Source organism: Halanaerobium saccharolyticum, assembly GCF_003053565.1.
GTDB classification, from domain to species: domain Bacteria; phylum Bacillota; class Halanaerobiia; order Halanaerobiales; family Halanaerobiaceae; genus Halanaerobium; species Halanaerobium saccharolyticum_B.
In genome coordinates this window covers 6,044-20,612 of record NZ_QAXS01000048.1, presented here as the reverse complement: position 1 = coordinate 20,612, position 14,569 = coordinate 6,044, and the positions used below count along the sequence as shown (strand labels likewise).

The window sequence follows — 14,569 nt, the reverse complement described above, 5'->3', positions numbered from 1 at the left end:
ATAGGGGTGTTTTTGTATTTTTTATGACTACTTTTTTGAGCTTCTTCCTATGTTTATCAAGGTTTTATTACTAAAACCTAACGCCGAAAGTTGAGCTTATTATAATTATAAAGTATAATTATTAAAAATAGATGAAAATCATAAAACTCTTAATTAACTCTATTTATAATAATTTTCTACAATTAACTTCTACAGAATTAAATCATCTTTATGTTCTGCAGAATTATCAAATTCTTCTTTTTTTGTCTGATAACCATCACGGCCAAAAATACCATAGGTATAATTTTTACCAAGCTCAACTCCAGGCTGATTAAAGGTATTAATGTTAAGCAGCTCACCTGTTACAGCTGTCTGGAATTCAAAGAAGTAAAATAACTGTCCTAAAGTGAATTCATTTACCTCTGGAACTTTAACTGTCTGATTCATTCTATTTCTCTTATTTAAAGCAAGTTCTGTTGCCCATTTTTCGGTATTGATTAACTCAGCAAAGCTGTGGCCACCTAAATAACCAAGACCATCTAAGTCTTCATAGGCTCCAGGGATCTCTAACTCTTCAGCAAAGTTTTCTACTTCCAGGAAGGTAATGATTTTATCAAAAGGACCTTCCATATATAACTGGGCCTGTGAATGCTGATCGGTTGCACCTAAAGCTTTAATCGGTGTTGGACCAACATTTACGGTATTACCCTGACGGTCGACTTCTTTACCCAGTGATTCTGCCCATAACTGTCTGTACCAGTCAGCTACATCACGCAGGCGATCAGAATAAGGCATCATCACAGACATTACCTTACCTTTTTTATACGCCAGATACTGGATTAAGCCATTAACTAAAGCAGGATTTTCCCAGAAATCAGCTTCACGGCAGATCTGGTCCATATAAGCTGCACCCTCAAGCAGTTTTTCAATATCCACTCCGGTCATAGCGGCTGAAAGCAGACCAACAGGAGTTAAAACAGAAAATCTTCCTCCTACATTGTCTGGAATAAAAAATTTCTTCATATCTTCTCTTTCGGCGATTTCAATTAAATAACCTGAATCTTTACTGGTTGTAGCAATAAAATGCTCTCCAACCTTATCTTCTCCGACAGCGTCAGCAACAAATTTACGGGCCAGTAAAAACTGACTCATTGTTTCAGCTGTACTTCCTGATTTAGAAATTACATTAAAAAGAGTCTTTTTAGGATCAAGTTTATCCAGCAGGGCCTTAATTCCCTCAGGATCAACATTGTCACTAACAAAAAGACGTGGGTAACCATTACGTGCTTCTTCAAATAAATTATAGTGGGGATCATTAATTGCAGTCTGTACTGCAATATTACCAAGTGCAGATCCACCAATTCCTAAAACTACAAAGTTATCAAATTTGTCTTTAAGTTCCTCGGCAGTTTCCTTGAGTTCTTTAACAATCTCCCGCTGATTATGTGGAAGTTCCATAAAACCCATCTTACCTTCGGCTTCTTCCTCTAAAATATTCCGATGTGCCGTTAGTGCTCTATCCTTTGCTTCCTCTAATTCTTCTACTGTCATTCCATGTTCCTCACCAATCATTTCCGCAAAAACATTGTTAATATCAAGTTTCAGTCTTAATTCGTCCTTTGACTGGACTTTCTTCTCTGCAGACATCGTAATTCCTCCTTATATTCTTATATTGCTGCTTAGATTAATAATACTATCACAAGTATATATTTTTCAGCGGGATTTTGCAAGATTTTTTATAGGTGAAAGCACTCTTTATTACTCCTTATTCATCCATTTCAACAGAGCTTTTTGGTACCAATCTGTAATTAAATTAATTTCATAATAAAAAATTGGCCTAAAAAGCAAAAACCCTGCCGATTAAAGCAGGGTGATTAGAAATTATATTATTTTGCTGAATTTTGATCTGCATTAGAATTTGGAGATTTATCTTTATCTGCTTTGGCGAAATTAGAATTTTCTTTGCCATCAGAATTTCCTTTGCCATTATTAGCTTTATCCAGAGCATTTTTTGCGGCATTATTTTCTTTTGATTTTTCTACATCATTTTTAGCATCTGAATTGCTTTTTTCATCTTTATTTATTTGGTTCTGTTCTCTTTTTTCTTCTCTGGCTTCTTTTCTATATTCTGCTGCCAGTTGTTTTAATTCTGAAGTTTCTATATTTCCGTTTTCTTCAATAATAGAACTCAACTTTTCAGCAAATTCGGCTGTCTTTTCGCTGTCTTCCCGACTGAGCTTGCGCAACTCGAGAGCAGTCTGGAAGGCAAACTGGCCATCATCTTCTTCACTCTGATAGCTATTTATCAGTTTCAGAGCCTTTTCTTCTTCATAACCATTATTCACACTTTCTTCTATATTGTTTAGAATTACAAAACCCTGACCAAGATCAATCTCTTCAGCTAAAATTTTATCAACTACTGAAGAAATACTTTTAATATCCAGGCTTTCATCATATTCAGTTAGCTTTCTTTCTAAAGTTATTTTTTCTACACTGTTCAACTCTTCGGTTGTTTCCAAATCTGCAAGCAGTTCCTCTAGATTCTGATAATCTTCTTTAAGTTCATCTTCCATATCTTCTTCATCTACAGGATCTTCAGTGTTTTCTTCCTCTTCATTTACTGTTTCTTCTTCATCTGCAACAACTTCCTCCTGAGCATCTTCTGTTGCTTCCTGAGCAAAAGTTACCGCAGGAGTAACAGCAAAGACTAAAAGAGCCATGACCAATAAAAGACTTACTTTCTTTTTCATTATTATTACCTCCTTTTTCTAATATTGATTATAGTATATTAATGCACCCCAAACAACTTATATGGCAAAAATTCATACTTTCTTCATACATTTTCTCTGTTATATCGCATTTTTATGATATTTTTTAAAAATTGTTAACTACTTTACTTATTTTTGCTCATTTTAAACATATGATAATTATAAAGATACCCCTTAAGGGTATTATCAAGGAGGGAAATAAATGTACACACTTTATTATATTGCAGGAATTGCAGTATTAATTTCATTTTTTACAGATCGAGAAAGAACAATTAAGGGTCTGAAAATTGGCTGGAAAAAGTTCTCAAAAATTCTGGGAACCTATCTCAAACTTTTAATAATTTTATCGATCATTTTACTGATTTCAGATCAGTTTATTATCAATTATCTGGGAGGCCAGGCACCCTTTATTGGAATGATTATGGGGCTGATTATTGGCTCAATCACAATGATGCCCGGTTTTATTGCCTATCCACTGGCTGGAATCTTAGTTTCACGTGGAGTTGACTACATGGTTGTGGCAGCTTTTATAACAACTCTCATGCTGGTTGGAGTTGCAACTTATCCGGTAGAAAAAGAGTACTTTGGAATCAAAGCAACAATCTGGCGTAATATTGCTGGTTTTGTAATTTCGGCTATGATCGCTGTTGCGACAGGAGTCTTATATGGAGAGGTGTTAGTCTAATGGCTAAGAAAAAAAATAGTAATAAATTAAATTATATTATATTTTCAATTTTTATCGCTTTTATTGTTGGTTCTTACTTTTTAAATTTTGACCTGGGAGAAAGAATCGGCTCAAATTTCATGATTTTTGCCCGTGATATGGTCTCTATTTTACCCCCGGCTTTTGTTCTGATTGGTTTATTTGATGTCTGGGTGAGTAGAGAAAGTATTGAAAACAATTTTGGTCATACTTCTGGCTTTAAAAAATATATTTATGCAATCCTGCTGGCAGCAACTACAGTTGGAGGAACTTTTGTCGCTTTCCCGGTAGCAAATACTTTATACCATAAGGGAGCAAATTATTCTTCTATCTTTACCTATGTAACCGCAGCTTCCCTGGTGATGATTCCAATGAGTATTATGGAGGCATCGATACTGGGAGTTAAGTTTACTGCTATTAGAATTGGAGTGTCACTGCCGCTGGTAATTATCAGTTCAATTATTTTAGGAAACTTTTTCAGTAAAATAAATTATAAAATTCCTAAAGCAGAATAAAGTACAGATACCGTATATCAACCAAAATATATATTTTGATATGAAAAAGCAGCAGTTAAGAGGTTTTAATCCACCTCGAAACTGCTGCTTTTATCATTTTCTGTTTTCCAACTTTTTACAAGTACCCGGCGCCTAGAAACTTATTCCAGATAAGTATTCCAGAAAAATGGCTGCCAGCTGCCCTTAAAGTCTTTAAGTTCAGCTCTTTTGATATGCAGACGGCTGTAATCCAGAATATTGAAGTAAGGAACAGAATCCCAGAGCTTTGACTGCATTCTTTCCATTATCTCATATCTTTTTTCCTGGTCAACCTCGCGCAGCATTTCGGCAAAGATCTGATCCATCTCTCTTGATTCTTCGCTATCCCAGTTACTGATCCATTTATTGGTACCAGTCCAGCCCTGATGAATTTGAGGGTCCGGCACTATCTTAATAAATGGGGACAGATGTATATGCCAGCCTTCCTTTTTTGATCTTCTTTCTACAACAGTTGGGCGATCAAAGAGCTGCAGCTCTACATCTATACCGATCTCTTCCAGCTGATCCTGGATTGCAATTGCTCCCTGTCTTTCCATTTGATTATCCTGACCACTTAGAATAACAATCGGGTCACCATCATAACCAGCCTGATCAAGGAGTTCTTTTGCTTTTTCCGGATCATAAACCCCATAAATTCCTTCACCAGCATCAGGAACATGCCAGGGGTTTCCTTCTTCATGCAGAGCAGATTCTAAACGCCAGAACTGAGGATCACCAATCATTGCATAACCCAGCTCCTCAAAATCGAGAGCATAAGCGATAGCCTGGCGAGCATATTTATTGTCAAATGGTGCTTCTGCATTATTATAAATCAGCATTGACATTCGGTCCGGATAAATAATGACATTATCTATATTCTGATTGGCTTCAAATAAAGGATACTGATCTCTCGGCACTTCTTCAGCAAAGTGAAACTGTCCGGTCTGTACTCCAGACACCCTTACCTGAGCATCAGGAATAAAATTAAAGACAATTTCATCTAAATAAGCAGTACGCTTACCGGCAAAAAATGAAGCTTCTCTTGAACTTGGTGTATAATCTTCAAAACGGGTTAAAACGAGCTTCTGATCCGGCACCCATTCTTCATATTTATAGGGTCCGGTTCCAACATGACGGTCAATAACATCAGTGCCAAACTCATCTACAACTTCTTCTGCCCTCACCACAAATTTTTGATTGGAAACAGGTGAAGCCAGAATATTTAAAAATGGAGCATAGGCTTCTGCAAATTTAAAGCGAATATTAAACTGATCAATTTTTTCTACCTGATCAAAATATGGTGCCACAAGCTGGCCGCCATTATTTAACTCCAGCCATCTTCTAAAAGAAGCAATTACATCATCGGCGTCCATTGTCTGGCCGTTGTGCAGTTTAACATTTTCCCTCAATTTAACTTCATAAACCAGACCATCTTCTCCAACCTGATAACTTTCTGCTAGATGAGGAGTCAAATTTAAGTTTTCATCAAACTCAAAAAGTCCTTCGTAAACATGGTTCATCATCGCTGTAATCAAAGAGTCTGTAGAATTATCACTGTCTAAATGAGCCACAGACATCTGAAAAGCTGCGTTAAGAGTTCCTCCATAACGATCTTCTTCCTGAGCCAGAACATTAGCAGTCAACAACAGTGAAAAAACTAACGCCACTAAAACAACAACTGCAGTAATTTTTATTTCTTTTCTCATTTTTTCACCTCTCTATTTTTTAAAGTATTCTTTAAGTGTGGATCCAGTAAGTCGCGCAGTCCATCTCCCAGTAGATTTAAGGAAAGAACTGCCAGTACAATCATTATACCTGGTGCTAAAATCAACCAGGGTGCAACTACCATATATGTCCTGGCATCTGTAACCATGGCTCCTAAACTTGGCGCAGGCGGCATAATACCAACCCCCAAAAAGCTGAGTGCAGCCTCATCCAAAATGGCTAAAGCAAAATTAAAAGTAGCCTGAACCATAATCGGAGATGCCGAATTTTTAAGGATATATTTGAAAATAATTCTTGAGTCTTTTGCCCCTACCGCTCGTGCTGAATCAACATAATCAAGGTCTTTGATCGAGATCACTGCACTGCGGACTATCCTTGCCATTTTGGGGAAATAGGCAAAAGATAGGGCAAGAATAATATTTAACTTTCCAGCGCCCCAGATAGCAGCCAGTGAAATAGCAATGATTATCCCTGGAAAAGCCATCATGGCATCCAGAATCCGCATCACAATTTTGTCGAGTTGTGGGTAATAGCCTGCCGCAATCCCGACAACCCCACCAAAAATAACAGTTAAGATTACAACTGCCAGACCAACTCCCATCGAAGTTCGAATTCCATAAAGAATCCGGGTGAAAACATCACGACCAAACTGATCGGTCCCCAGCAGATGTTCTCTGGAAGGTGCCTGCAGCCTATTGCGGGCATCATTGCGCACAGGATTATAATCAGTCAGCACCGGTGCAAAAAGGCTTAAAAATGCTAGCAAAATCAAAATAATTATTGAAGTTGTTATATATGGATGTTCATATTTTTTATATTTTTTTAAAAATAGCAATTTATTACCCCTTAATGATAGCGAATTTTTGGGTTTAAAAATGCATAACTTAAATCTACAAATAAATTAATAATTACATAAATTACTGCCACAAAAATAATCGAAGCCTGAATAACCGGAATGTCGCGCCGCATGATAGCATTAATTGCCATAAAACCCGTACCGGGTATTACAAAAATAGTCTCAACTATCCAGGTACCGCCGAGCAGCACCGCAAAATTATGACCAATAACAGTAATCACAGGCAGCATTGAATTTTTTAAGGCATGTTTAAAAACTATAATTTTCCTTGATAAGCCCTTACTTTTTGCTGTTCTAATATAGTCCTGCTTCAGAGTGTCAAGCATTGCACTCCTTGTCATTCTGGCTATCAAGCCCGCCTGCATAAAAGCAAGAGTTACAGCCGGCAAAATCAGATAACGAAAACTCCCAAATCCAGCTTCAGTAAAAGGTTCATAACCACTGACTGGAAACCAGCCGAGGTTGACAGAAAAAACAAACATCAGCATTAAAGCCAGCCAAAAACTGGGAATTGAAATCCCAAAAAGTGAAAGAGTGATTGAAAATTGATCTAAGACTTTTCTGTGGTTCACTGCTGCCAGAATCCCTAAAAGTAGACCGGAAGTAATCCCCATCACCTCTGCCATTACAGCAATAAAGAGGGTGGGCCTTAGCCGCTCAAATAAAACTTCGGAAACAGGTGCATTTAAATACAGTGATTCACCAAAATCTCCTTTTATGATATTAGCCAGCCATCTAAAAAATCTCATAATTAAGGGCTGATCCAGACCAAGACTTTGTTCCAGCCTGGCTACTTCAGACTCTGTTGCCATATTACCGAGTATCACCCGCACTGGATCACCGGGCATTAAGTTCGTAATAAAAAAAGCAATTACAGCTACAATTAAAATTATTGGAACCAGAAGCAGTAATCTTTTTATAATATAATTCCGCATTTTTTCACTTCCTGATTATGACATCTCTGTATCTTTTAATTAATATTATCACAATAATATAAGTATATCAATCAAGAATAATTGTTAATTAAAAAGTGTTATATTTATATCTTATCACTCATTTTGTGTTAGGAGATGTCAATTTAATTACAAAAAAGCCACCGTCTTCACGGTGGCTGAATATAAAATCTTAAAATTATTAATTACTTTTAAAAGTAAATAGTATTTGATTAAGCTTTAGCAGCAAATTCTTTAGCAATTCTGGCTCCAACTACTGCATTATTTCTAACCAGAGCTATATTGGTTTCAAGACTTTTACCATCTGTAATCTCTTTAATTCTATCCAGTAGAAATGGAGTCAATTCTTTACCATTAATATTTTTTTCAGCTGCTTCAGTCAGAGCCTGCTCAATTTTTTCATTGATTAGAGAATATTCAATTTCATCTGCTTCTGGTACTGGATTGGCAATTAAAACTCCGCCTTCAAGTCCCAGATCCCATTTGGCCTTTAAGATATCAGCTGTGTGTCCAGGACTTTCCAGCTTATAGTCACAGTTAAAACCACTGTGGCGGCTATAAAATGCAGGTAGTTCTTTAGTCTGATAGCCAAGAACAGGTACACCAAAAGTCTCAAGTTTCTCAAGAGTTAAGCCCAGATCAAGAATTGATTTGGCTCCTGCAGCAATTACTGCAACTGAGGTCTTTTTTAGTTCCTCTAAATCTGCTGAAACATCAAAACTTTCTTCGGCTCCGCGGTGAACGCCTCCCACACCACCGGTAACAAAAATTTTGATTCCGGCCAGATCTGCTGCAATCATTGTTCCGGCAACAGTAGTAGCACCATGTCTTTTTTCAGCCAAAACAACCGGGTAATCCCGCCGACTGACCTTTACCACTTCATCTGACTTACCTAAAAACTCTATTTCTTCCTTAGTTAATCCAACTTTAATTTTACCGTCAATAATTCCGACTGTTGCTGGAACCGCTCCATTATCTCGTATAATATCCTCAATTTCTAAAGCTGTTTCTATATTTTTAGGATAGGGCATCCCATGAGCAATAATTGTTGATTCTAAAGCTACAACAGCTTTACCGGCCTCAATTGCTTCTTTAACCTCATCTTTGATTTCTAAATACTTCTCTAAATTTTTCATTTTTTACCTCCAATTATTTTAATAAATTTCTTTTAAACTAAACCTCTGTCAAAATTTCTATTTTAATTCTGCCAGATCTGGGTTACAGGTTAACTCTGATTTTACTGTTAAAGCTGAAGCCTTAATTCCAAGTTCTATAGCCTCTTCCAGCGGCAGTTTATTCATTATCCCGGCAGCCAGGCCTGCTGTAAGTGCATCTCCTGCCCCGGTAGTTTCTACAATTTCTTCACTATTAATCTCTGCTGCCTTAAAATGCTTTAACTTAGCTGAACCATTATCGTGACTTAAATAATAAGCTCCATCGTTACCTGTACTAATAATTAATTCTGGCAGATATTTATTATCTTCAAAAAAGTTCTGCACTCTTTTGACTCTATTTTTAAGACTTAACTTACGGCTATTCTCGGATTCTTCAATCTTTACAATATCCAGAACAACTTCTATTTCATCCAGATTTCCTCTTAAATAATCAATTTTTTCCAGCTTACCTTTTAATTTAAGTGCTTTTTCCACAGAAACTGCATCAGCTATTTTGACCATTTTCTTTTCCGAACATAGTTCTAAAAGATAGTTAATTGTTTTTTCTTCTAAGTTTGTGTCAAAAATCATCATCGCAGAAGTTTCAATTATTTTTCGCTTTTCCCGGAGATAATTGCTGTCTATTTCCTTTAAAATTCTCATATCATTTACTGCCCCGATTAAATCCCCCTCCTGATCAAGGTGGGCCAGATAGACTCCTGTTTTATGCTCCTGAGCAGATGAAATTTTAAAATGAGAGATATCTACTCCTGCATCTTTGGTCTCTTCTTTTAATTTTTGTCCAAAATGGTCACTGCTAATTGCTGTCAGTAGAACTACTTCCTGGCCTAAAAGTGCCATATCTTCAGCAATATTACGTCCTACTCCACCGGAGCTTTCCTCAATCCAGCCTGGACTGGAGCTTCCCTTAATATAGTTAGGGCTGTAACCTTTAATGTCCAGATTAGCCCCTCCAACAACTACAACTTTTCTTTCAGGGGCAGTGATATAACCTCTTCCCAGAAGATAGCCCTTTGTGCTCAAATGATGAATATAGGTTCCGACTGCTGATTCTGAAATCTCCAGCTGAGCTGCTATTTCTTCTCTGCTGACTGTGGCATCTTTTTTAATCAAATCAAGAACTTCTTTTTCCCTTTCTGTTAACTTTTCTATTTTCAGCACCCCCGTATTTAAATTTTTATTTACTTTATTAAATTATTGTTTAAATAAAGTATAACAGATCAGCAGCTTTTTGTAAATATATTTTTTAAATTTTTCTTATAAAATGAAAAAAACCGCCCATAAAGGGCGGCAATTAAGTACTTAAATTTTATTTCTTACTCTACAACTTCAATAGATTTTGAGCCTTCCCAGTGACCGTGCAGATTACAGAATGCATATACATTTAAGTCACAGGATTCTTCTAACTTAACTGTTAAAGTTGCTTCTGCTTTCATATCAGGAGTAAAGTCTACTCTGGCCAGATTTGCATAATTGGCATAGAGATCAAAATACTGAATATAGTGATCTGTACCCATTGGATGAGTAATTTCTTTACCAAAAGTAACTTTTACCTCAAAATATTCACCCTTTTTTACCTGATCAGGACATTGAATATAAGGAACATGCTTCTTTTCTAAGGCTGTCTTATCTTCTCCAGTGTTTTCTAACTTCTTAAGATCATAATAACCCATTTTAAATTCCTCCTCATAGTTTTTAATAATTACTTAATAAACTAAATCTACTTTATATCATCAAAGTAATTGAAAAATTTTAATCAACTTTACATTTAATTACTTAGTAAATTTGCGGAATTTGGAGCTTGGTTCTCCACAAACAGGGCATTTTTCTGGTACACCGTCTACCACAGTGTGGCCGCATACCTGACAGATACTTACATATTCTAATTCAATATCTTCACCATTATCAACATGTTCTTTAGCATCTCTAAAAAGCTTAGCGTGGATCTGCTCTGCTTCTAGAGAATAGTGAAATGAGCGTACTGCATCAGATTCTCCCTGCTCTTTAGCAACTAAACTGTAGGCAGGATACATCTGTTCAATTTCGCCTTCTTCACCAGCAATAGCACCAACAAGGTTTTCGGAAGTAGTACCGTAACCAAATTCTCCTCCACCAGCAACTAAAAATCCACCTTCTTCATTTTCGTGTGCTCTAAAGTGATTACCAGCGTGAACCTGCTCAGCATTGGCGATAGCTTTAAAAAGCAAAGCTACATTTTCGAAACCTTCTTCTTTAGCTTTCTCGCCCCAAACTATGTAGCGCTGATAAGCCATACTTTCTCCAGCATAAGCGGAACGTAAATTTTGAGCTGTTTGATCATTATTTACCATTTTTTACATACCTCCAATTATTGATAATTATTACTGTTAATAGTATAGCATCCCATATCAAGTTCTGTCAAGAACAATTACTGATAAATTTCAGTAAAACAGAATACTTCCTCTTACTATATATCATTCTATTTAAATCTAAATATTCCTGCCTCAAAACAAAAGATAGTTAAATTTTAACTCAATTTTAATATTTTTTCTAGCGTTTTTTGATTATTCAATTAATTTAGCAGTAATAAAAATCCAGCCAGAATTTAATCCAGCCGGATTGTTAATGCAAGTATTTGTTATTTATTATTTCTAAGTCTCATTTTTTCATTTAATATCTTTTTCCGCAGACGAATTGCCTCCGGGGTGATTTCAACCAGCTCATCATCTTCTATAAACTCTAAAGCCTGCTCTAAAGTAAACTTCTTGGCAGGTGCCAGATTAATAGAATCATCAGAACCGGAAGCTCTCACGTTGGTCAGCTTCTTATTTTTACAGGCATTTACTGTCAGGTCGTTTTCACGACTGTGTAGGCCAATGATCATTCCTTCGTAAACTTTTGTACCTGGTTCAATAAACATTTCGCCTCTATCTTCTAAATTAGAAAGGGCATAACCCATAGCAGTCCCCTCCTGATTGGAGATTAAAACACCATTTTTACGCTGTGGAACTTCACCCTTAAAAGGCTCATATTTTTCGAAAGAGCGAATCAGAGTACCCTCACCACTGGTATCATTGATAAATTCACTCCTAAAACCAATTAAACCTCTGGTTGGTACCAGATATTCTAAATGTACATAATCACCTTCGGGCATCATAGAATGCATGATTCCCTTCCGCTGATTTAATTTATTAATTACCGTTCCGGAATATTTTTCGGGCAGCTCGACCATTACCTTTTCTATTGGCTCATGTTTTTTACCGTCAATTTCTTTCATTAAAACCTCAGGCTTGGATACTGAAACCTCATAACCCTCACGGCGCATATTTTCTAACAAAATTGAAAGATGCAGCTCACCCCGACCGGAAACTTTAAAAGCTTCGGTGTTTTCAGCTTTTTCAACCCGTAAACCAACATTAACTTCTAATTCTCTTTCCAACCTTGCTTTCAAATGGCGGGTGGTTAGATATTCACCTTCCAGACCGGCAAATGGTGAATCATTTACCAGAAAATACATGGCCAGAGTTGGCTCAGCAATTTCGATCATCGGCAGCGGATCAACTTTTCCTACCTCACAGACTGTTTCTCCAATCGAAATATCCGGAAGGCCAGCAATTGATACAATTTCTCCACTGTGAGTTTCCTCAACTGCATTCTGCTTTAAACCTTCATAAACAGATAACTTTGTAATTTTACCTTTTTTAGTTGAGCCATCACGCTTATAGACTTCAACCTGCTGTCCATCTTTGAGAGTTCCTTTATACACTCGACCAATACCCATTCGTCCCAGATAATCATCATAAGCCAGGTCATAAATCTGCATCTGTAGGGGGTCATCATCCAAGTCCGGGTAACTATCAACAGTATTAATAATAGTCTCAAAAAGTGGATCTAAGTTTTCACTTTCATGATCCAGTTCATGGAAAGCTTTTCCTTCCACTGCAATTCCATAAATTACCGGGAATTCTAACTGATCGTCATCTGCAGAAAGCTCGATGAAAAGATCAATAATCTCATCGTGAACCTCTTCTGCTCGCTGATTATTTTTATCTATTTTATTAATGAAAACAATTGGTTTAATTCCTTTTTCTAAAGATTTCTTTAAAACAAATCTGGTCTGCGGCATAGGACCCTCAGTCGCATCTACAATTAAAATTGCAGAATCAACTGCTTTAATAACCCGCTCTACCTCAGAGGAAAAATCAGCATGACCTGGAGTATCAACAATATTGATCTTAACTCCATTGTGCTCGATGGCACAGTTTTTAGAATAAATTGTAATGCCACGTTCACGCTCAAGATCATTGCTGTCCATTATACAGTCCACAACTTCTTCATTCTCTCTAAACACTCCACTCTGATTTAAAAAAGCATCGACTAGAGTTGACTTCCCCGCGTCAACATGGGCAATAACCGCTAGATTTATTATTTCTCTTTTATCCACACTAAAAAACCCTTTCTCTTATAAAGTTATATTTAACTTCCTTATTTTTATCTTTCTTTATCTCAATTCACTCAAACCAAGCAAAATTTTAAAAATTACTCTATAATAATGCAATAATATAAAAATATTACATTTATCTACTTATAATCAGAAAAGCCCTGACCACTTAAAAAAGCAATCAGGGCTTTCAATTCTATTATAAAACTTTTATTTGCTTTATAACTTAACGATATTAGCAGCTTGTGGGCCGCGATCGCCTTCTACGATTTCAAATTCTACTTCTTGACCTTCTTCAAGGTTTTTGAAACCGTCTTCTTTAATTGCTGAGAAGTGTGCGAACACGTCGTCTCCGTCTTCTCTTTCAATAAAGCCAAAACCTTTTTTCCCATCAAACCACTTAACTGTTCCTGTGTAAATCATTAAATTATTCCTCCTAATTTTTCTCGATGGAAGTCTTACCTGTTTTTGTTTTCCATCTTTTACAGTTTAGCATTATTAAATGCTTCTGTCAACCATTATTTTAAATTATTTTTTTATTGCTTTTATTTTCTCTTTTATAGACCGGCGTTTAGCCGCTCAAAAACATTTTGTATTCTAAATTACAATTTTAGATCCTATTTTTGAATCCGGTAAATAAAGTTAATAGTTTAGAAAAGCTCTGTCCAATTAAATGAACAGAGCCTTAAATTCATAAAACTATTTATGCTTTATAATTTAACGATATTAGCAGCTTGTGGGCCGCGATCGCCTTCTACGATTTCAAATTCTACTTCCTGACCTTCTTCAAGGTTTTTGAAACCTTCTTCTTCAATAGCTGAGAAGTGTGCGAACACGTCGTCTCCGTCTTCTCTTTCAATAAATCCAAAACCCTTTTTCCCATCAAACCACTTAACTGTTCCTGTGTAAATCATTAAATAAATTCCTCCTAATTAATAACGATGGAAATCGAACTTGTTTTTTCTCCATCTACTACAGTGTAGCATCCTCAGATGCTTCTGTCAACCTTTATTTTAAATTACATTTGAATATCTCTAAATTTCTCTTTTATAGACCGGTATTTAGCCGCTCAAACACTTTTTGTATTCTAAATTACAATTTTAGATCCGATTTTTGAATCCGATTTTAATAAAGGAAATAGTTTAGAAAAGCTCTGTCCAATTGAATGAACAGAGCCTTAAATTCATAAAACTATTTATGCTTTATAATTTAACGATATTAGCAGCTTGTGGGCCGCGATCGCCTTCTACGATTTCAAATTCTACTTCCTGACCTTCTTCAAGGTTTTTGAAACCTTCTTCTTCAATAGCTGAGAAGTGTGCGAACACGTCGTCTCCGTCTTCTCTTTCAATAAATCCAAAACCTTTTTTCCCATCAAACCACTTAACTGTTCCTGTGTAAATCATTAAATAAATTCCTCCTAATTAATAACGATGGAAATCGAACTTGTTTTTTTC

The 14,569-nt window shown here is 36.2% G+C and carries 15 protein-coding genes; 2 read left to right on the top strand and 13 right to left on the bottom strand.

The annotated features are described in order from the left end of the window. Window positions 1-189: 189 nt before the first annotated feature. Window positions 190-1,626 (bottom strand): glucose-6-phosphate isomerase, encoded by a 1,437-nt coding sequence (locus tag C8C76_RS13665; RefSeq protein ID WP_108142597.1) that lies wholly within the window; start codon window positions 1,624-1,626, stop codon window positions 190-192. A 239-nt stretch (window positions 1,627-1,865) separates the two neighbouring features. After that, on the bottom strand, window positions 1,866-2,729 hold the full coding sequence (locus C8C76_RS13660) for a hypothetical protein (RefSeq protein WP_108142595.1): 864 nt from the start codon (window positions 2,727-2,729) through the stop codon (window positions 1,866-1,868). Window positions 2,730-2,949: 220 nt separating this feature from the next. On the opposite strand from C8C76_RS13660, the gene C8C76_RS13655 reads away from it, so the two are divergent. Next, entirely contained in the window at window positions 2,950-3,432 is a 483-nt protein-coding gene (locus C8C76_RS13655) for a hypothetical protein (protein ID WP_108142593.1), read from the top strand. Next, window positions 3,432-3,965, top strand: a complete 534-nt coding sequence (locus C8C76_RS13650; RefSeq protein WP_108142591.1) for a permease — start codon at window positions 3,432-3,434, stop codon at window positions 3,963-3,965. The genes C8C76_RS13655 and C8C76_RS13650 overlap by 1 nt, the downstream gene beginning before the upstream one ends. Window positions 3,966-4,105: 140 nt before the next feature. On the opposite strand, the gene C8C76_RS13645 is transcribed toward C8C76_RS13650, so the two are convergent. The 11 genes from C8C76_RS13645 to C8C76_RS13595 form a co-directional block, all read right to left on the bottom strand. Then, window positions 4,106-5,689 (bottom strand): ABC transporter substrate-binding protein, encoded by a 1,584-nt coding sequence (locus C8C76_RS13645; RefSeq protein WP_108142589.1) that lies wholly within the window; start codon window positions 5,687-5,689, stop codon window positions 4,106-4,108. Then, a complete protein-coding gene (locus C8C76_RS13640) occupies window positions 5,686-6,543 on the bottom strand; it encodes an ABC transporter permease (RefSeq protein WP_108142587.1) in 858 nt (285 codons plus the stop codon). Before C8C76_RS13640 ends, C8C76_RS13645 begins: the two co-directional genes overlap by 4 nt. A gap of 11 nt (window positions 6,544-6,554) precedes the next feature. Beyond that, window positions 6,555-7,499: an ABC transporter permease gene (locus tag C8C76_RS13635; RefSeq protein ID WP_108142585.1), complete on the bottom strand. Its 945-nt coding sequence runs from the start codon at window positions 7,497-7,499 to the stop codon at window positions 6,555-6,557. A 230-nt stretch (window positions 7,500-7,729) separates the two neighbouring features. Continuing rightward, window positions 7,730-8,653 carry a pseudouridine-5'-phosphate glycosidase gene (locus C8C76_RS13630; RefSeq protein WP_108142583.1) on the bottom strand — a complete coding sequence of 308 codons (924 nt, stop codon included), beginning with the start codon at window positions 8,651-8,653 and terminating at the stop codon, window positions 7,730-7,732. Between the two features lie 57 nt (window positions 8,654-8,710). Next, window positions 8,711-9,853, bottom strand: a complete 1,143-nt coding sequence (locus tag C8C76_RS13625; RefSeq protein WP_108142580.1) for a PfkB family carbohydrate kinase — start codon at window positions 9,851-9,853, stop codon at window positions 8,711-8,713. A gap of 155 nt (window positions 9,854-10,008) precedes the next feature. Beyond that, window positions 10,009-10,365 carry a class II SORL domain-containing protein gene (locus tag C8C76_RS13620; RefSeq protein WP_108142578.1) on the bottom strand — a complete coding sequence of 119 codons (357 nt, stop codon included), beginning with the start codon at window positions 10,363-10,365 and terminating at the stop codon, window positions 10,009-10,011. A 99-nt stretch (window positions 10,366-10,464) separates the two neighbouring features. Continuing rightward, window positions 10,465-11,022 (bottom strand): rubrerythrin family protein, encoded by a 558-nt coding sequence (locus tag C8C76_RS13615; protein ID WP_108142576.1) that lies wholly within the window; start codon window positions 11,020-11,022, stop codon window positions 10,465-10,467. A gap of 287 nt (window positions 11,023-11,309) precedes the next feature. Further along, window positions 11,310-13,115: a translational GTPase TypA gene (typA, locus tag C8C76_RS13610; RefSeq protein ID WP_108142574.1), complete on the bottom strand. Its 1,806-nt coding sequence runs from the start codon at window positions 13,113-13,115 to the stop codon at window positions 11,310-11,312. A gap of 216 nt (window positions 13,116-13,331) precedes the next feature. Further along, window positions 13,332-13,532 (bottom strand): cold-shock protein, encoded by a 201-nt coding sequence (locus C8C76_RS13605; protein WP_219909394.1) that lies wholly within the window; start codon window positions 13,530-13,532, stop codon window positions 13,332-13,334. A gap of 290 nt (window positions 13,533-13,822) precedes the next feature. Further along, entirely contained in the window at window positions 13,823-14,023 is a 201-nt protein-coding gene (locus tag C8C76_RS13600) for a cold-shock protein (protein ID WP_208107116.1), read from the bottom strand. A gap of 291 nt (window positions 14,024-14,314) precedes the next feature. Then, the gene (locus C8C76_RS13595) at window positions 14,315-14,515 is read right to left on the bottom strand and encodes a cold-shock protein (RefSeq protein ID WP_208107116.1); all 201 of its coding nucleotides are present in this window, start codon (window positions 14,513-14,515) and stop codon (window positions 14,315-14,317) included. Between the last annotated feature and the right edge of the window lie 54 nt (window positions 14,516-14,569).

Bases quoted from the DNA above. Each gene is read 5' to 3' on its own strand.
- C8C76_RS13615 (WP_108142576.1), bottom strand. From the start codon at position 11,022: ATGGTAAATAATGATCAAACAGCTCAAAATTTACGTTCCGCTTATGCT.
- C8C76_RS13630 (WP_108142583.1), bottom strand. From the start codon at position 8,653: ATGAAAAATTTAGAGAAGTATTTAGAAATCAAAGATGAGGTTAAAGAA.
- C8C76_RS13655 (WP_108142593.1), top strand. From the start codon at position 2,950: ATGTACACACTTTATTATATTGCAGGAATTGCAGTATTAATTTCATTT.
- C8C76_RS13645 (WP_108142589.1), bottom strand. From the start codon at position 5,689: ATGAGAAAAGAAATAAAAATTACTGCAGTTGTTGTTTTAGTGGCGTTA.
- C8C76_RS13620 (WP_108142578.1), bottom strand. From the start codon at position 10,365: ATGGGTTATTATGATCTTAAGAAGTTAGAAAACACTGGAGAAGATAAG.
- C8C76_RS13635 (WP_108142585.1), bottom strand. From the start codon at position 7,499: ATGCGGAATTATATTATAAAAAGATTACTGCTTCTGGTTCCAATAATT.
- C8C76_RS13650 (WP_108142591.1), top strand. From the start codon at position 3,432: ATGGCTAAGAAAAAAAATAGTAATAAATTAAATTATATTATATTTTCA.
- C8C76_RS13665 (WP_108142597.1), bottom strand. From the start codon at position 1,626: ATGTCTGCAGAGAAGAAAGTCCAGTCAAAGGACGAATTAAGACTGAAA.
- C8C76_RS13660 (WP_108142595.1), bottom strand. From the start codon at position 2,729: ATGAAAAAGAAAGTAAGTCTTTTATTGGTCATGGCTCTTTTAGTCTTT.